Raw genomic sequence first — 16998 nt, 5'->3', positions numbered from 1 at the left:
TCACGCCCCTGTGAGCTTTGCGAACTTCTGCTGGTAGGCCGTCTCTTCCTTCGAGCTCAGCGAGCGGAAGGCATGGGACTTCGCCTGCATGGCCTGGTCGGGGAGGATCAGCGGGTTGTCCGCCGCCGACTTGTCGATCTTGGCAAGGTACGGCTTCACCCCCGCGACCGGGCTCACGTAGTTGATGTACGCGGCGAGTTCGGCGGCCGGCTCCGGCTCGTAGTAGTAGTCGATGAGCCGCTCGGCGTTCGTCTTGTGGCGTGCCTTGTTGGGGATCAGCATGTTGTCGGTGGACGTCATGTAGCCGCTGGCGGGGATGACGTAGCCGACATCCGGGTTGTCCGCCTGCAGCTGGACGATGTCGCCGCCCCAGGCGACACACGCGGCGAAGTCGCCCTTGGTGAGGTCGGACGTGTAGTCGTTACCCGTGAAGCGGCGGATCTGGCCCTTGTCGACGGCCTTCTGGAGGCGGGCGATCACCGCGTCGTAGTCGTCGGTGGTGAACTTCGCCGGGTCCTTGCCCATGTCGAGCATCGTCATGCCGATGCTGTCGCGCATCTCGGTCAGGAAGCCGACGCGGCCCTTGAGCTTGGGGTTGTCGAGCAGGTCGGAGACCGACTTCACCTCGACGCCGTCGAGCGCCTTCTTGTTGTAGGCGATGACGGTCGAGATGCCCTGCCAGGGGTACGAGTAGGCACGGCCCGGGTCCCAGTCGGGGCTGCGGAACTGGTCGGACAGGTTGGCGAAGGCGTGCGGCAGGTTGGACGCGTCCAGTTTCTGGACGTAGCCGAGGCGGATCATGCGGGCGGCCAGCCAGTCGGTGAGCACGATGAGGTCGCGCCCGGTGTCCTGGCCCGCGGCGAGCTGCGGCTGGATCTTGCCGAAGAACTCGTCGTTGTCGTTGATGTCCTCGGTGTACTTGACCTGGACGCCGGTCCGCTTCGTGAACGCGTCCAGGGTCGGGCGGTGCTTGCCGCTGTCGTCCACGTCGATGTACTCGGGCCAGTTGGAGAAGTTGATCACCTTCTCCTTCGCCGAGTGGTCGTCGGCGGACACACCGCCCTGCGACTTGCCCGCTGCGGGGATGCCGCAGCCGGTCAGCGCCGCGAGGCCACCGACGGTGAGCGCGCCGCCCGCGGAGGCGCGCAACAGGGACCGCCGGGTCATCGCCGCCCTGCCGTTGCTCAGGCTGCGCCGCATCGCGGCCGCCACGGCCGGCGTCGGGCGGTCGGGCTCGTACTGCTCCATGCGCGTGGTGCCCTTTCGGAGTGTGGCCGCCGGTCGTGCGGCCGGTTCGGCTAGCGGTCCCCGAAGACGGTGCGGTGCCAGTCCTTCCTGGCCACCGCCGTGTTGTCGAACATGACGTGCTTGATCTGCGTGTACTCCTCGAAGGAGTACGCGGACATGTCCTTGCCGAAGCCGGACGCCTTGTATCCGCCGTGCGGCATCTCGCTGATGATCGGGATGTGGTCGTTGATCCACACGCAGCCCGCCTTGATCTCGCGGGTTGCGCGGTTCGCCCGGTAGACGTCGCGGCTCCAGGCGGAGGCGGCGAGGCCGTACGGGGTGTCGTTGGCGAGCCTGATTCCGTCGTCATCACCGTCGAACGGCAGCACCACCAGAACCGGCCCGAAGATCTCCGACTGGACGATCTCGCTGTCCTGGGCGGCGTCCGCGACGAGGGTGGGCCGGTAGTAGGCGCCGTTCTCCAGATCTCCCTTGGGGACCTCGCCGCCGGTCACCACGCGCGCGTAGGCGCGTGCCCGGTCGACGAAACCGGCGACGCGGTCGCGCTGGACGTGCGAGATGAGCGGGCCGAGGTCGGTGCCGGCAGCGAAGGGGTCGCCGAGCCGGACGGTCTCCATGAGGGCCGCGGTCCGCTCGACGAACGCCTCGTAGAGCGGGCGCTGCACGTACGCGCGCGTGGCGGCCGTGCAGTCCTGCCCGGTGTTGATGAGCGCGCCCGCGACCGCGCCGTTGACGGCGGCCTCCAGGTCGGCGTCGTCGAAGACGACGAAGGGGGCTTTGCCGCCGAGCTCCAGGTGCAGGCGCTTGACGGTGGCGGTGGCGATCTCGGCCACGCGCCTGCCGACGGCGGTGGACCCGGTGAAGGAGGTCATGGCCACGTCGGGATGCCCGACGAGACGCTCACCGGCCTCCCTGCCGGTCCCGGTGACGATGTTGATGACACCGTCCGGGATACCGGCGTCGGTGGCGGCCTGCGCGAACAGCAGTGAGGTGAGCGGGGTCAGCTCGGCGGGCTTCAGCACGATGGTGTTGCCCGCGGCGATCGCCGGGAGGATCTTCCAGGCGGCCATCTGGAGGGGGTAGTTCCAGGGCGCGATCGATCCGACGACACCGATGGGTTCACGGCGTACGTACGAGGTGTGGTCGCCGGAGTACTCACCGGCGGACTGCCCCTGAAGATGCCGGGCGGCGCCCGCGAAGAAGGCGGTGTTGTCGATGGTGCCGGGGACGTCGAACTCCCGCGTCAGCATCAGCGGCTTGCCGCACTGCAGGCTCTCCGCCCGGGCGAAGTCCTCGGCGCGCTCGGCGAGTACGGCGGCGAAACGGTGCAGCGCGTCGGAGCGTTCGCCGGGGGTGGTGGCGGCCCAGCCGGGGAAGGCCTCGCGCGCGGCGGCCACGGCCGCGTCGACGTCGTCGGAGCCGGCCAGTTCGTAGGTGTACACCTCCTCGCCCGTCGCCGGGTCGACGACCGCGTGCGTACGGCCGGAGGTGCCCTTCGTCAGGCGGCCCGCGATGAACTGCGCGCCCTCCGCGAAGCGGTCCTGTGCGGGGAATCGTTCCGGGGTGGCGGTGCCCGGGTTCTGCATGTCGCTCTCCTCCGCCGTCGCCCCGCGGCTCCGGGGGGCGGGTGGCGTAGCTCCAGCTCGATTTGAGTGCCGATCCTGACAGAGCTATGGCACTCCTACAAGGGATTCCGTTGTTGCCTTTCGGTTACGCAACGGAATCTGTCGACCAGGTGTCGAGTGAGCTCGGAAAAGGGGGGACGGAGTGTCAGTGGTGGCTGCGAGACTCGCATGCATGGAAAAGATCACGGGGGAGATCACGGAGGAGCCGGTGCAGGAGATCACGGGGAGGATCGACTCCCGGGAGGCGCTGGTCAGGGCCGTCCGCGCCGGAGTCCGGGTCAAGTACCTGCACTTCTGGGGTCACCGGCCGCGGACGGACGGCCTGGTGGGGCCGAGCTGTCTGAGCCAGTGGTGGCCGTCGCCGTTCGCGGTGGAGGGGTCTGCCTACGCGACCGCCGAGCACTGGATGATGGCGGCCAAGGCGCGGCTGTTCGACGACGCGGAGGCGGAGCGGCGGGTGCTGGCCGCTGAGCATCCGTCCCAGGCCAAGAAGGCGGGGCGGCTCGCGCGCGGCTTCGACGAGGAGATATGGAAGCGCGAGCGCTTCCAAATCGTGCTGGAGGGCAGCGTCCACAAGTTCGCCGCGCACCCGCAGCTGCGTCAGTTCCTGTTGAACACCGGGGACCGGGTGCTGGTCGAGGCGAGCCCCGTGGACCGGGTGTGGGGCATCGGCCTGGCGGCGGACGACGAGGCCGCCGCCGATCCGGAGCGGTGGCGGGGTCCGAATCTGCTGGGGTTCGCGTTGATGGAGGCGCGGGAGCGGTTGCGGGCGGAGTAGCGGGCCCGCCCGCGCGGGGCGGGGTGCCCCGGCGGACGGGCGGGTGGCGTCAGCCGCCGGCCACCAGCGGTGCCGCCGCGCTGGGGGCGGAGTTGTAGGACGGCTCGGTGTCCACGGTGTTCTTCTTCTCGTTCACGGCGGCCACGATGACGAAGACCATCAGGACGATCACCGCGACGCCGAGCACGATCCCGACGATGCCGGTGATGAAGCCCGCCTGGGCCTGGCCGCGGTTGGTGGCCTCGCCGCGGTCCGCCCGCTGCTTCCCCTTGACGCCGAAGACGACGGCGAGGACGCCGAGGACGAGGGAGACGATGCCGTAGACGCAGAACATGCAGCAGGACAGGATGCCCAGCACCATCGCCGCGGTGCCCATGCCGTTCTGCGGGAACGGCTGCATACCGGGCCAGCCGTAGCCCTGCGGGTAGGCCGGGTAGCCGTATCCGCCGGGGGCCGCCGGGCCCTGCGGGCCGCCCGGGCCGGTGGGCGCGATCGGTGGGGGCGGTACGGCGGACTCGGACCAGCCGCCCGGGGCAGGGGGCACACCGGGCGGGCCGTAGCCGGGTCCGGGCGGGGCGAAGCCGTCGCCCGGCAGGGACGTCACCGTGGCCTGGTCGTGCACCAGAGGCGGCTGCGCCGAGGGCTGGAGGTGTGCGGGCTGCCGGTCCTGCGGGTGGGGCTGCTGCCCGGACGCGGCAGGCTGTCCGCCCTTCTCCAGCGACGTCTTGCGCTCGGGTGGCGCCCAGGGGTCGTGGTCTGCTCCTGCGCCCCCGCGCGGCTCTGTCTGGTCCGCCACGTTCCGTGTCCCCCTCGGTCGATCGTCACGCCATCGTATAAGCCCTGCCCCGGCGGTCCCGCCGCCCGGTCGGTCAGCAGTTCCCACTCCGGCGGCACCGCCGCGTCCGGGCCCGGCCTACGATGATCCCGACCCACCGATCAGCCGATCACCCGCGTCCCGCCCGGCCGAGCCACCGCCCCGGGACGCCGCTTTGGGGAGGAACCCTTGACCGAGCACCTCGGCGCCTTCGCCGCCGCTCCGCGCGACCTGCACGCCTTCATCGCCGGACTGCCCAAGGCCGAACTGCATGTGCACCACGTCGGCTCCGCCTCCCCCCGGATCGTCGCGGAGCTCGCCGCCCGGCACCCCGACTCCAAGGTGCCCACCGACCCCGAGGCCCTGGTCGACTACTTCACCTTCACGGACTTCGCCCACTTCATCGAGGTGTACCTGTCGGTCGTCGACCTGATCCGCACCCCGGAGGACGTACGGCTGCTGACGTACGAGGTGGCCCGGGACCTGGCCCGGCAGCAGGTGCGCTACGCCGAGCTGACCATCACCCCGTGGTCCTCGACCCGGCGCAACATCGACGAGCGCGCCTTCATGGACGCCATCGAGGACGCGCGGAAGGCGGCCGAGGCCGAGTTCGGGACGGTGCTGCGCTGGTGCTTCGACATTCCCGGCGAGGCCGGTCTTGAGGCCGCCGAGGAGACCACGCGGCTCGCCACCGACGACCGGCTGCGGCCGGAGGGGCTGGTCTCGTTCGGGCTCGGCGGGCCGGAGATCGGGGTGGAGCGGCCGCAGTTCAAGCCGTACTTCGACCGGGCGATCGCGGCGGGGCTGCGCTCCGTGCCGCACGCCGGTGAGACCACCGGCCCGGAGACGGTGTGGGACGCGCTCACCCATCTGCGGGCCGAGCGCATCGGGCACGGCACGAACTCCTTCCAGGACCCGAAGCTCCTCGCGCACCTCGCCGAGCACCGGATTCCGCTGGAGGTCTGCCCGACCTCCAACATCGCCACGCGCGCGGTGCGCAGCCTCGACGAGCACCCGATCAAGGAGTTCGTGAAGGCCGGCGTCGTCATCACGATCAACTCCGACGATCCGCCGATGTTCGGCACCGATCTCAACAACGAGTACGCCGTCGCCGCGCGCCTGTTGAAGCTCGACGCACAAGGACTCGCCGACCTGGCCAAGAGCGCCGTCGACGCCTCCTTCCTCGACGAGCCCGGCAAGGCCGGGATCCGGAACGAGATCGACTCCTACACCTCGGCGTGGCTCGCCCCCTGACGTCCTCCACAAGGACGCCCTCCACAATGGGGCCATGCAGAACGTGACCGCCGTGGCCCATCGCGGCGACCCCTACCGCGTCCGCGAGAACACGATCGACTCGCTGCGTTCCGCGCTCCGACAGGGCGCGGACGCGGTCGAGATCGACGTACGGCTGACCAGGGACGGCGTCCCCGTGCTGCTGCACGACGAGACGCTGAAACGGCTGTGGGGGCACGAGCGACCCCTTCGCTCGCTGTCCGCGGCCGAGGTGCGCGGTCTCACGGACGGCGGAGTGCCGACACTCGCGGAGGCGCTGGCCGCCACCGAAGGCACCCGGCTGATGCTGGACCTGCCGGGGATGCAGGACGTTCGGGCGGCGCGCCGCATCGTGGACACCGTACGGGAGGCCGGGGCCGCCGACCGCGTCCACTACACCGCCGACGCCACCGCGATGCTCGCCGTCCGCGCCGCAGACACGTCCGCCGAGATCGCCCTGACCTGCACCAGCCTGGCACCGCCGCGCCCCGCGCTGCTCGCGGCGCTGAAGCCGCGCTGGCTCAACTACCGCTTCTCCCTGGTGGACCGGGACCTGGCCGCCCGGGTCCGCCACGACGGATATCTGCTGTCCGTCTGGACCCCGGACACCCGCCGGTCCATGCGCCGCCTCATCGCCCTCGGCGTCGACTCGATCACGACGAACCGCGTCGACGTGCTCCGCGCCCTCCGGGACGGCGGCTGACGGGCTACACCTGTGAGCGTTGGGCCACCGTCGCCGGATCGGACGGGGTGGCGCGGGTGACGTACTGCGGGACCGGGGTGTCGTCCCTGCCGGTGTCGCGGACCAGTCCGTAGCGGATCGCGCCCTGGGCGGGGCCGGTCATGATGTCCCTCTCCGCCGCGTCCCAGGTGGTCGGGAAGACGTTCAGGTTGTAGTCGGCGCCGCGTTCGTTCACGGTGAGGGTGACGCTGCCGTCCACGTAGAAGTACTCGTTCTGCCACATCTGCTGGGTGCCGGGCGGCAGGACGTCGAAGCCGGTCGCCTTGCTGCCCATGCCGGTGGCCGTGGGGTCGGTGCTGCTGACGCGGTCGTCCATGCGGCGGCCGCCGCCCGAGGCCACGTGGAAGAGCTTGCCCTTGAGGCCGGTCCAGCTCGGCGGCACCAGGCCGCCGGGCCGGTACTGCGCCTCGATCTGCCAGCGGACCAGGACATAGCCCTGGCCGGTGAGGGTCACGCCGTCGCCGCGGTGGGTCATGGTGGCGTGCGCGCCGCCGGTGCTGGTGATGCCGGACGCGGGCCGGTGCGGGAGCGCGGCGGGGCGCCTGTCCGGGGCGGGCGCCTTGTCCACGGCGTCGATGACGCTGCCGTAGAGCTCGGTCTTCTGCTTCGTCACCGAGGGGGACGGGGAGGGCGTGGGTGTGGGCGTGGCTGACGGGGGCGGCGGGCGGTGGGTGCTCGACGCCGTGGGGGCGCTGGAGGCACGCGGGGGCGGGGTGGCCGGGGTCTGTGTGACGACGTAGGCGCCGCCCGCGACGATGGTGGCGCTCGCCGTGACGGCGACGACGGGCTTGGTCAGGACGCCGAGCACCTTGGCGGACCAGCCGGCGGAGGTGCCGGCCACGGCCGTCTTGCCGCCGAAGGCCAGCGAGAGCGTGAAACCGACCGGGACCGGGACCAGCGCGATCCCGACCAGGAGCCGCTCCGCCGGTACGACCGACTCGCGTGCGTCCGAGCAGTAGGCGCAGCCCCTGAGGTGCCGGGCCAGTCGCTTGCGCCAGACCGAGTCGGGCCGCCCGTCCCAGCGGCCGGTCAGCTCCCGCAGCTCCGGGCACGCGCCGTCCAGTGCTCGCACGATCCCGCGCGAGGTCTCCAGGCGCTCCTTCATCCGCTGGACGCGTACGGCGGCGTGCTGCCGGCTGATGCCGACGGCCGCGGCCAGTTCGCGCCGGGTCAGCTCGCCCGCGACCTCCAGCCACCACAGCGACAGCAGCTGCCGGTCCTCGTCGTCCAGCCAGCGCACCGCCTCCGCGACCTCGCGCCGCTGACCCTCCAACTGGAGCCGCAGCACGGTGAGTTCCGCGAAGTCGGTGGCCTCCCGGGCGGCGCTCTCGTCCAGCTGCTGAGGGGACCTGCGGCGCGCCCGGTCCCGTATCTGCCGCATGGCGATCGCCATCAGCCAGGACCGGAAGCTGTCCGGGTCGCGGAGCGAGCCCAGGTTGCCGACGGCGCGCAGCATGGTCTCCTGGACGACGTCGTCGACGTCGGCATGACCGTTCAGGGCACGGCCGACGACGTTGTAGACGAGCGGCAGCCAGCCCGCGACCAGGTCGTCCAGCGCCTGCCGGTCACCGGCCTGTGCGGCCGCGATGGTGGAGCGCCACTGCTGCCCGGCCCTCTCGTCCACGTGCGTCCTCTCCCAGGTCATACGCCGTCCGACCGCACCTTCTCAGCCCCACCGGGGGTGGTGGCTATGTCGGAGATCACAGTGGGCGCCGGGTGCGGGCGGGGCATGGAGGGCTCCCGGGTGTGGGGGGAATGGGGGACGCGAGAGGAGACGCGGTGGAGACGAGCGGGATAACACTTTTTCGGCGAGCCCGGGCCGACGGTCGGCGCCCGCCTCCGTCGGCGGCACCGGGAGCAGGTGGTGCGGCAGCGCGGGCGGGCACCTCGCTCAAGTAGCGAGCGCCGGGGCGTTGTCCGGGACGGTGAGCGACTCCAGCTGCTTGATCCTCTTCCGTACGGCGTACAGCGGGATCACCCCGAAGACCCCGAACGACATGTCGATCACCGACCACCAGAAGGGGATCCCCCGGATCGGCCCGCAGATCAGGGCGAGCGGGATGATCCCGGCGCAGGCGATCATCGCGAACTCGACGACCCAGATGTTGCGTACGGGATCGCGGTAGGGCCCGTAGAAGGCGACGGCGATGACGAGGTGGGCGAAGGCGAGCCAGTCCGTGCCGTAGAGCAGGAAGGGGTGGTCGGCGTCGGCGGTGTCGAGTCCGTGCCGGACGCGCTCGATCCAGTCCATGAGGGCGGGGACATGGTCCGGCACGGGCAGGGACCTCAGCAGGTCCTCGGTCCAGCGCAGTTCGTGGACCAGGGGGAACGCCGTGGCGCCGCTGAGCACCAGGCAGACGACGAAGAAGACCAGCCAGGCGCGGATGCCCTTGAGCAGGGCGGCTCTGTCGCTCATGGCAGCAGCGTACGCCCGCTGTTGAACGTGTTCAAAACTGGTTTCGTTCACCTGCGTGAGGGGGTGCCGCCTCCGGCAGGGACCGCCGACTGGGCGACCGTGGGGACGGAGCCGGCCGACGGCCTGGCCGGCCGGGAGCCCGGTGCCCGGGTGGGGGTTGTGCTGGGGGTGGGACTGGCGCTGGGGGCGGGAGTGACGGGCGCCGGTGCCGTCGTCGGCGGCGGCAGCGTCGCGGGGCTGCTCGCGGGCGGCGGGGCGAGGGGGACCGCCGGGGAGGCGGGTCCGCCGGAGGCGGTCAGGTGCAGGGGCAGCACTACGAGTGCGGCAACACCGCAGGTCAGGGCCGCTCCGGCGGCCGCGCGCAGGAGACGGCGGCGGGACGCGCCGCGGCGGATCTCCTGGTACCGGCCGACGGGTGCGCCGAGGTACTCGGCAGGGGGCCGAAGGAGGACGGTGAGGGGGTCGTCGGGGTCGAAGTCCGGGCCCTCGTCAGAGTGTGTGATCAAGGCTTCTCCTCAGGTGGGCGCGGAGCAGTTCGCGGGCCGTGTGGAGGTCGGCCTTGACGGTTCCTTCCTTGCGTCCGGTCAGCACGGACACCTCCCGGATCGGCATGTCAGCGTAGTAGTGCAGCAGGATCGGGACGCGCAGTCGTTCCGGGAGGGACTGCACGAGCAGCCGTACCGAGGGGTCGGCCTGTTCGGGATGCGGGGCCACCGCGGCCTCCGTGGTCGCCCGGCGCACGGCCCTGCGTTCGCGCTCCAGCTTGCGCCAGTGGTCCCGGACGAGGTTGGCCGCGGTGACGTAGAGGAAGCCGCGCGGTTCCGCGACGGAGGTCCAGCGGGCCCAGAGCCGGGTGAACGCCTCCGAGGCGATCTCGTGGGCCGTCTCGTCGTCGTCGACCAGCCGGCGGCACCAGCCGGCGAGACGCGGATAGAGGGCGGCGAACAGCTCGGACGCGGCCTTCTCACGGGACCGTTTCAACGTTCTCCAGGGTCGTGGGGGCACTCGCAGGGGGCGCTCGTGGAGGAAGAGCCAGGGCCGACGGCGTACGTTCCGCCGGCCCGGACTCCGAGTGGCCGGGTCAGGGGCTCGCGGAGCTCAGCGCCGCGAACACGATCACGTTGTCGAGGTATCCGGCACCGGTCCGCTTGCCGCCGCAGGTGATGAGCCGCAGCTCCGGCCGGTTCACGTTCCCGTACACCTCGTCCGACGGGAAGTCGGCCTTGGCCACCGTGCGTACGTCGGTCACGGCGAACACCGCAGCCGTGCCGTTCTCCAGGCGTGTGACGATCTTCTCGCCCCGGTGCAGCTCCGCCAGGTGCCGGAAGACTCCGTCCCCGTAGGCGCCGACCGTGACATGGCCGAGGAACACCGACGGTCCTCTCCGGCCCGGCGTCGGGGAGTGCTCGTACCAGCCCGCCCGGTCGTGCGCCGCGATCGGCGGCACCTGCACGCTGCCGTCCGCGGCCAGGCCCAGCTTCATCACCGGGGTGTCGACCCCGATGGCCGGTATCCGGAGCCTGACCGGGGTCGATCGCCCCACCGCGGGCACCGACTTGGCAGCGGGCGGCACGGAGGACGACGGCGTGCGCGCGGGGGTGCCGCCCGCGGAGCTGCCGGACGTTGCGCCGGGGCCGCCGCAGGCGACGAGCAGTGCGGCCAGCGCCGCGGCGGCGAGGGCACGCCCGGAGAGCGGGCTCATGCCCCGTTCGCCTGCCGGCGGCGTACGAGGAAGACGGCGCCGCCACCCAGGACGACGGCCGCGGCGGCGCCCCCGCCGACAAGGGCACCCGTGTTCGAGGAGTCCGAAGCGGGCGGCACCACACCGGTGTTCGGCGCGCCACTCGGCACGACCGAGACCTGGCCCGAGGACGGCGCCCGGGTCGGGGCCGCGCTCGGCACGGCACTCGGGGCGGTGGAGGCGCTGGGCGTGGCGCTGGGGGCCGAGCTGGGCGCCTGGGTGGCGGTGGGGACGGGGCTCGGGGCCGTCTTCGCCCCGTCGGCGAACGCGGGCAGCGCGCCCGCCAGCACGGCGGTGCACGCAAGTGCCATGGCACTGAGGCCGGTTCGGCGCATGAATCGCTCTCCTTCATCGGTCCGCCCGGTGGTCGACCGGCGGACTGTGTCACTGATCGAGCGGAGAGACGAGGCAGCGGCGGGGCGGGTTGTAAAGAGTCGGCAAAGTCGCGCGGGCCGCGGGATCCGGCCCGTCGATCGGGGAGATTGGTGACGACCGTGTGCGCGGGTCTTGAAGGTGACTTGCGGCTGTTCTTGTCATGACGTAAGTACGTGAATCATGAACCTCTTCACCCGTGCTGCGTCTCTGCGCCGCCCGGCTCCCCCCACCGCCCCGCAACGCCCTCTCGAAGCACCGGCGTTCGCCCCCACGGCGAGCCCTCAGGATCCCGCTCTCGCGGCGCTGACCGGAGAGTGGCTGATCGACCCGGCACACAGCCGTATCGGCTTCTCCGTCCGCCATGCCCTGGTGACGACCGTGCGCGGGGCCTTCAACGAGTACCAGAGCCGGCTCTACTTCGACGGCCGCGACCCCTCTCGCTCACGGGCCGAGATCGTCCTGTCCACCGCGTCCGTCGACACCGGTGTGGAACAGCGCGACGCGCATCTGGTCGGCCGTGACTTCCTGGACGCGGCGAACCATCCGCGGATGCGCTTCGTCAGTACGACGGTGCGGCTCGTGGGCAGCGACGTCTACCGCATGGCCGGCGAGCTCACCATCAAGAACACCACCCGCCCCGTCGACCTGGAGCTGACCTACATCGGGCACGTCGTCGACGCGTTCGGGGACGAGCGGGTGGGCTTCGACGGCACGACCACGATCAACCGTTCCGAATGGGGCCTGACGTACAGCCAGAAACTGGCCGAGGGCGGCGCCATGGTGAGCGAGAAGGTGCGCCTCCAGTTCGACATCGCCGCCATCCGCACGCTGGCCGCCTGACGGGGGGCGGCACCTCGGCACCGCTGGTCGCAGAGGAGGCGCCGGGCAGCGCGTACCGGCGCCCCTTGGGCCAGGTCGGCAGCCTTGACCTCGATCATGTCGACGCCCCGCCGGATACCCGATGTATCGGTAAGTCATTTTTTGCAAAATATCCATCCAGTATTGAGCAAAGAGTCACTTCCGTCTGGTAGGGGCAGTTGATAGTTGTTCGTGCTTCAAGGGGGCGCACGATCGGGGGAAGAATTGAAAACGTTGAGTACCGCCCTTATTGCGCTGTTGGTGGTTGCGTTATTTCCGTTCGGCGCGACATACGGCTGGCATGCCGTAACCCTTAAGGTGGTCGCGTCGATGGCTATTTTCCTGCTGGTGTGCATCGCTGGGCGTAGATACGAATTAAGGAAAGTCAAGAGCACCGTCGTCGCGCGCAACTCGTATCATGCCGTTCCGGACCGGCAGGCGCGAGTGTTGCAGAATGTCGCGGGGAGAATTCAACCGCTGGACGCCTTCCAGGCCATGGTTTTTGCCCTGTCCATTGTGCAGCCAAGCGAACTCAGGCAGCGGATCGATGAGACGTATATTTCGGATCAACGAACGCTCAGACAGTCAGTGACCATCGATTTTCGCGTTCCCAGCGAATTGCGTGAGAAGCGAGAGGAGGACTTACGCAAGAAGCACAGGGGACTGGACGAGGACCAACCGCCGGATCCGTGGATCTTCGTTCCTTTCACGTTGGCACGGAAGGGGGTGTACCTTGACAACTTCAAGGTCTGCAACGGAGATGGTCAGGCACTCTCGGTCCTCTCGTATCGTGAATCCCTGCTGCTGTCGGCGAGCGCCCTACGTGTGCTGATCCACCAAGCGCTTAATATCGACAATGCGGACCAGGCCTTGCCGGAAGATGTCGCGGAAGCCGAGCGGCTTGCGCTGTCCGCGATCATTGAGCGCAATAATCCAGATGTGGAGAAAGCCGAGGGCGGCATCAAGAGTGTGACCGCCGAAGAGGCACGGATCGCACTCTGGAAGATGCAGAACATCGCTGACGCGTCCTCTCGCAACCTGCTGGTGCTGCTGGTGGAGAAACTGGCGTCGAACTACCCGCTCGTTGCCTCCATGCCTCTGTCCGCCGACGGCAGGGCGATCATTCGCTACGAGCAGACCATCATTCCGAAGCTCGATCTCGTACCCGAAAAGGTCACCAGCCGGCTGGGTGCGAGGGCCGCCGAATTGAAGCGCTGGCTCAAGGGAGCACTGAGGGTCCTCCTCGGCAGCAGGCCCGCGAGTCTTACCGTCTCCCTGGACAATGCTCACACGTGCCAGAGTTTTCACGTGCGTGTGCAAAGTCCGGAAGGCCTGTATCTCGCTCGCCAGGAGCTGAGGCGCGCCAAGGACGACGAAGGTTACCTCGAACGGCGTCAGTACAATGCGCCGACTCCTCCGCACTACAGGTTCCGCAGGCGACTCGGGCAATCGTATGCACACTTCTACGGGAGATTCTTTCCCAGTCCCAAGAATTCCGAGAGTACGCCCACGCTGGAGTTCCAGTTCTATGAGACGCCACCCGGATCTGCATTCCGGGCGGCCGTCGCGGCCGGCACCTGCTTCCTACTTGTCTGGGTCGTGGGTCTGGCCATTTCCATAAAGGGAGACCCGCATACCGATGCACCGGCCTTCCTCCTGGTCTTCCCGGGTGTCGCTGCGAGCTGGCTGGGATTCGATGCTGCCCCGCGAGGTCTTTTCGAGTCCACACTCGTGTCGCGCGTATCCCTATTCACCACGACGGTCCTGTCCATGGCTTCCAGCGGGCTCTACATGATCAACGTGTCCGGCGTTCGAATGCCCATGCATCCGAGTTTCTGGAACTTCGGCTTCCTGGGAGTCACTCGCCTCCCGTGGATAACTCTTGTCGCGATGGCGCTGATCAATGCGGCGTGGGTTTCATACAAATGGGTGATCCAGGCGGCCGCGTTTAAATATCTGGCGGGAAGGGAACAATAAAATCTGCTCCAGAGGCCTGTCACGGTAAGTGCAGATACGCAAGAAACGAGGGGGGAAGAAATGAAGGGACGATCTGTCGCCATGGAGGACGCCACAGAGGAAGAAACTGGCGACGAAGGCCAGAGGACACGCAAAGCAAGTGTGTTCCGTCGCCTGTTCGGCGACGGCGGGGAAGACAATCAGAGTGGTCGTCGAACCGGGTACTACGTGGCACCACACGGCTGGATGGCCGACGACAACAGTGTTCCCACGCCGCCGCGCGAAGAGCTTTACCGCGTGCTCACCGGTATGGCGGACTACTACGACGCAGCCATGCAGAGCCTCAAGCAGGTCGAGGTCCCGGAGGACACGGCCGATGCCGTTGCCGCAGAGGACGACACTGAGCCCACCGGAACCGCGACACCAAGCTGACGGCCTCTCACATCAGCGGCCAGGCTCGTAGGTGAGCTCTTTGACCTGGCGCACAGTGAGGGCGGTCTCGATGGAGCGGACTCCGTCGAAGGCACCGATCTTTTCGCTGGGCTCCAGCGGTGACCAGCGGACCGGCCGTGATCATGAGGCGCGCCGGGACCCGTCGCGTCAAAGGCCCGACCACCACCCCGACGAGCAGACACACCGCCGACACCGACAGCATCCGGTACGCCGCGCCGAGGGTGTCGAGGCGCTGGACCATGCCCGACGCGGCCCGAACCACGTGCATCGAGGTGATGTGCCTGACGATGATCACCGGAGGCCGCCGCCGGTCGGCGCTGACGTGCTGCTCAGCCCGTGCTGCCGGCAGCAATGACGTTCACGTAGCCCATCATTCCGTTGTCCTCGTGTCCAGTGATGTGGCAGTGAAACATCCATATCCCGGTGAAGTCCGTAAAGCGGATCCGGATCACTACTTTGCCGGCTTTTCCATTGACTGCGTGGGGAACGCTCACGGTGTCCATGTAGTCGGCGGGAGGTTGGGCAACGCCGTTCACACTGAGGACCTGGAACGGTGCGATATGGAGATGGAACGGATGATCGTGGCCACTCGTGTTGGTGAGCGTCCATTCTTCGACCGTTCCGAGTGTGGCCGGTTTCTTGAAAGTCGGCTGCTTCATGTCGAACAGCTTGCCGTTGATCCAGAAGTTGTTGCCGCCGTCGTCACTCAGGGCCACGCTTCGGGACTGGGCGATGGGTTCTTCGGACAGATCGGGTTCGGATCCGGGAAGCGGTCCGGCGATCTGGGGCGAGGTGGCCATGCCCGACGGTCCCCCAGTGGCAGCTGACCCCGCGCTCCCGCTGCCGTGTTGGACATTGACCTTCATGAGGGTGGTGTTGGGGTAGGAGTCTCCGTCGCCCTCCGGCCCGGTCTTGTGGGCGAGGGTTCTGAGCCAGGTTGATCCGGGGGCTCCGGCAGTCACCAGGACGTCGAAGCGTCCGCCGGGCGGAATCAGGAGGTGTTTCACCCGAGTCGGCGCTGCGGAGGGATTCCCGTCCTGGCCGACGACCGTGAAGCTGCCGCCGTCGAGCTGGAGGTCATAGAAGATGGCGTAACCTTCGTTGGCTATTCGCCACAACTGGGTTTCGCCGGCTTTCACGTTCAGCGTGGGTCGGTACTGCCCGTTGACCAGGCGCACCGTCGGTGATGCGGGCTCGAGTACCCCGTCCGGGTAGACGATCGAGCTGGTTCCGCTGATCTGGGCGTCCTTGAGTGCCAAGGTATGAGCGGTGATCCCGCGGTAGGCCGGCGGCAACGATGCGCGACTGTCCCCGACAATGATCGTTCCCGACAGCCCCGCCCCGATCTGGCTCTCAGTGCCATCGCAGCGAGCGTTCGCTGGAGCAGAGGACATCTGCATCCCCGGCATCGACTCGCCGTCCCTGGTGCACATTTCATGGTCGTGGTACCAGTACGTCCCGGGTGCCTGGTTTGCGGGAATGTCGAGATGGTAGGTCAGAGTCTGGCCAGGCTGAGCGGACAGCATGATGTTGTCCGCGCTTCCCCTCGGGGACAGGTGCATCCCGTGGAAGTGCAAGTTGGTCGCCGTGCCAAGTTTGTTGGTCAGTTTCAAGGTGACCCGCTGGCCAGGAACCACGTGAAGGGTCGGCCCGACGAGGCTTCCGTTGTAGGTCTCCGCGAGCACCTTCTTGCCCGAGATCATCACCTCTTTCTCAACCGTCGTCAGCCCGACCGTCAGGTCCTCAGGGGTTGCCTTGTTGAGTTCCGGCGGTTCCACCAGCGCAGCGCCGGGAACCATGCCGGCCGCCTGCTTCTGGGTAGTCGGAAGTGGCTTTCCAGTAACCGCCGAGTTCGATTTTCTGCCACCAGCCGCCGAGTTTGGGTTTGCGCCCCCGTAGCCTGCGAAGCAGGAAAACAGGAGAGTGACCCCGACGACGAGGACTCCGAGAAGGGTGATGGGCGATCGACGTACCGCCCGTAGCCTCCGTCCTTCGGCCTTCACCACGCCCGCTCCCCACCCTGCGTGCTCCACTCGTACACAAACGACCGCACGATCCGCACCCCTCCTCTGCTCCATTCCATGACGGCCCTGGAGACTTCCTGAGGAACCCTGAGGATTTGATGAGGGCGGACTGCGCGCGCCGTCCGCGGCCCGGCTGTGACGCACAGCCGCGTGCGAGCAGTGGTGGCCAGGGATGACCCGGTGCGGCTCCACGGACCTGATCCGGCCGGGCTGCGGAGCCATGCTTCGGCAGCGGCCGGGCCCCGGGCGCGTCGGGCCGGATTGCCGGCTCTCGCACTGGCGGCGACCCTGGCGGTCGGTACCGCAGCCGGGCAACGGCGGACTCGGGCGTGCGGCACCACCGGCTCACCACGCTCCCCTGCCCGGATGACGCGAGTCGCGCGATGGGCCCGGTGGGTCGGCGTCCAGGGCGGCGGCGGCAGGCGAAGGCGGCAGAGCTCACCGAAAGCTCAGGTTTCCCCTGTGATGATCGTGCGTGTCGGCAGCAGCGGCCTCCGGTCCCCCACGGGCGGAGAGTCGCGCCGCCGACACCTTCGGTCCGGAGCCGTTGGCGGTCGTGGGCCGATGAGTGGCGGTGTCTTCCGAGGAGACGTCCCCCTGGTCATCGGAGAGGCACCGCCACCCCGCCCCATGGTTCGACGTGGGCGGGGAGACCCGTCGATGGTGGAGAGGCTCGGCGGTGACGACAGGGTTCAC

Annotated in this window: 15 protein-coding genes and 1 pseudogene; 6 read left to right on the top strand and 10 right to left on the bottom strand. The window is 68.9% G+C overall.

The genetic code is table 11. The features are described 5' to 3' along the window. Together LJ657_RS24680 and LJ657_RS24675 are read right to left on the bottom strand one after the other, a co-directional pair. The gene (locus LJ657_RS24680) at positions 1-1248 is read right to left on the bottom strand and encodes an ABC transporter substrate-binding protein (RefSeq protein WP_232650919.1); all 1248 of its coding nucleotides are present in this window, start codon (positions 1246-1248) and stop codon (positions 1-3) included. 50 nt (positions 1249-1298) lie between these two features. Beyond that, on the bottom strand, positions 1299-2834 hold the full coding sequence (locus tag LJ657_RS24675) for a gamma-aminobutyraldehyde dehydrogenase (protein ID WP_232650918.1): 1536 nt from the start codon (positions 2832-2834) through the stop codon (positions 1299-1301). 211 nt (positions 2835-3045) lie between these two features. Here LJ657_RS24675 and ybiA point away from each other — a divergent pair, with 211 nt between their 5' ends. Continuing rightward, on the top strand, positions 3046-3651 hold the full coding sequence (gene ybiA, locus LJ657_RS24670) for a riboflavin biosynthesis intermediates N-glycosidase (RefSeq protein WP_232650917.1): 606 nt from the start codon (positions 3046-3048) through the stop codon (positions 3649-3651). Positions 3652-3700: 49 nt separating this feature from the next. Here ybiA and LJ657_RS24665 read toward each other — a convergent pair whose 3' ends face one another. Further along, on the bottom strand, positions 3701-4447 hold the full coding sequence (locus tag LJ657_RS24665) for a DUF4190 domain-containing protein (RefSeq protein WP_232650916.1): 747 nt from the start codon (positions 4445-4447) through the stop codon (positions 3701-3703). Between the two features lie 112 nt (positions 4448-4559). On the opposite strand from LJ657_RS24665, the pseudogene LJ657_RS24660 reads away from it, so the two are divergent. Continuing rightward, positions 4560-5719 (top strand): annotated as a pseudogene (locus LJ657_RS24660) (adenosine deaminase); the annotation flags it as partial. A 34-nt stretch (positions 5720-5753) separates the two neighbouring features. Beyond that, on the top strand, positions 5754-6440 hold the full coding sequence (locus tag LJ657_RS24655; RefSeq protein ID WP_232650914.1) for a glycerophosphodiester phosphodiesterase: 687 nt from the start codon (positions 5754-5756) through the stop codon (positions 6438-6440). A gap of 4 nt (positions 6441-6444) precedes the next feature. On the opposite strand, the gene LJ657_RS24650 is transcribed toward LJ657_RS24655, so the two are convergent. The 6 genes from LJ657_RS24650 to LJ657_RS24625 form a co-directional block, all read right to left on the bottom strand. Continuing rightward, the gene (locus LJ657_RS24650; RefSeq protein WP_232650913.1) at positions 6445-8124 is read right to left on the bottom strand and encodes an RNA polymerase sigma factor; all 1680 of its coding nucleotides are present in this window, start codon (positions 8122-8124) and stop codon (positions 6445-6447) included. Between the two features lie 246 nt (positions 8125-8370). After that, positions 8371-8895 (bottom strand): hypothetical protein, encoded by a 525-nt coding sequence (locus LJ657_RS24645; protein WP_232650912.1) that lies wholly within the window; start codon positions 8893-8895, stop codon positions 8371-8373. A 47-nt stretch (positions 8896-8942) separates the two neighbouring features. Further along, positions 8943-9401, bottom strand: a complete 459-nt coding sequence (locus tag LJ657_RS24640) for a hypothetical protein (protein WP_232650911.1) — start codon at positions 9399-9401, stop codon at positions 8943-8945. Beyond that, positions 9385-9876, bottom strand: a complete 492-nt coding sequence (locus tag LJ657_RS24635; protein WP_099931608.1) for an RNA polymerase sigma factor — start codon at positions 9874-9876, stop codon at positions 9385-9387. Before LJ657_RS24635 ends, LJ657_RS24640 begins: the two co-directional genes overlap by 17 nt. A gap of 100 nt (positions 9877-9976) precedes the next feature. Next, positions 9977-10597, bottom strand: a complete 621-nt coding sequence (locus tag LJ657_RS24630) for a class F sortase (protein ID WP_232650910.1) — start codon at positions 10595-10597, stop codon at positions 9977-9979. Continuing rightward, complete coding sequence (locus LJ657_RS24625) at positions 10594-10971, bottom strand: Tat pathway signal sequence domain protein (RefSeq protein ID WP_232650909.1); 378 nt, start codon at positions 10969-10971, stop codon at positions 10594-10596. Before LJ657_RS24625 ends, LJ657_RS24630 begins: the two co-directional genes overlap by 4 nt. Before the next feature lie 220 nt (positions 10972-11191). Between LJ657_RS24625 and LJ657_RS24620 the strand changes: the two genes are divergently transcribed. The 3 genes from LJ657_RS24620 (at position 11192) to LJ657_RS24610 (ending at position 14257) form a co-directional block, all read left to right on the top strand. Beyond that, positions 11192-11851, top strand: a complete 660-nt coding sequence (locus LJ657_RS24620) for a YceI family protein (protein ID WP_232650908.1) — start codon at positions 11192-11194, stop codon at positions 11849-11851. Between the two features lie 252 nt (positions 11852-12103). Next, entirely contained in the window at positions 12104-13846 is a 1743-nt protein-coding gene (locus LJ657_RS24615; RefSeq protein WP_232650907.1) for a hypothetical protein, read from the top strand. Between the two features lie 81 nt (positions 13847-13927). Continuing rightward, on the top strand, positions 13928-14257 hold the full coding sequence (locus LJ657_RS24610) for a hypothetical protein (RefSeq protein ID WP_232650906.1): 330 nt from the start codon (positions 13928-13930) through the stop codon (positions 14255-14257). A gap of 350 nt (positions 14258-14607) precedes the next feature. On the opposite strand, the gene LJ657_RS24605 is transcribed toward LJ657_RS24610, so the two are convergent. Next, complete coding sequence (locus tag LJ657_RS24605) at positions 14608-16284, bottom strand: multicopper oxidase family protein (protein WP_232650905.1); 1677 nt, start codon at positions 16282-16284, stop codon at positions 14608-14610. Positions 16285-16998: the final 714 nt, after the last annotated feature.

The sequence above is a fragment of the Streptomyces guryensis genome (assembly GCF_021261325.1).
GTDB classification, from domain to species: Bacteria; Actinomycetota; Actinomycetes; order Streptomycetales; family Streptomycetaceae; genus Streptomyces; species Streptomyces guryensis.
Note: the sequence above shows the minus strand (reverse complement) of the source record. Positions and strands in the feature narration are given on the sequence as shown.

What these genes read in the sequence shown, in the direction of transcription:
- LJ657_RS24655 (WP_232650914.1), top strand. Translation starts at nt 5,754, where the DNA reads ATGCAGAACGTGACCGCCGTGGCCCATCGCGGCGACCCCTACCGCGTC.
- LJ657_RS24675 (WP_232650918.1), bottom strand. Translation starts at nt 2,834, where the DNA reads ATGCAGAACCCGGGCACCGCCACCCCGGAACGATTCCCCGCACAGGAC.
- LJ657_RS24680 (WP_232650919.1), bottom strand. Translation starts at nt 1,248, where the DNA reads ATGGAGCAGTACGAGCCCGACCGCCCGACGCCGGCCGTGGCGGCCGCG.
- LJ657_RS24650 (WP_232650913.1), bottom strand. Translation starts at nt 8,124, where the DNA reads ATGACCTGGGAGAGGACGCACGTGGACGAGAGGGCCGGGCAGCAGTGG.
- LJ657_RS24620 (WP_232650908.1), top strand. Translation starts at nt 11,192, where the DNA reads ATGAACCTCTTCACCCGTGCTGCGTCTCTGCGCCGCCCGGCTCCCCCC.
- LJ657_RS24630 (WP_232650910.1), bottom strand. Translation starts at nt 10,597, where the DNA reads ATGAGCCCGCTCTCCGGGCGTGCCCTCGCCGCCGCGGCGCTGGCCGCA.
- LJ657_RS24610 (WP_232650906.1), top strand. Translation starts at nt 13,928, where the DNA reads ATGGAGGACGCCACAGAGGAAGAAACTGGCGACGAAGGCCAGAGGACA.
- LJ657_RS24625 (WP_232650909.1), bottom strand. Translation starts at nt 10,971, where the DNA reads ATGCGCCGAACCGGCCTCAGTGCCATGGCACTTGCGTGCACCGCCGTG.
- LJ657_RS24645 (WP_232650912.1), bottom strand. Translation starts at nt 8,895, where the DNA reads ATGAGCGACAGAGCCGCCCTGCTCAAGGGCATCCGCGCCTGGCTGGTC.
- ybiA (WP_232650917.1), top strand. Translation starts at nt 3,046, where the DNA reads ATGGAAAAGATCACGGGGGAGATCACGGAGGAGCCGGTGCAGGAGATC.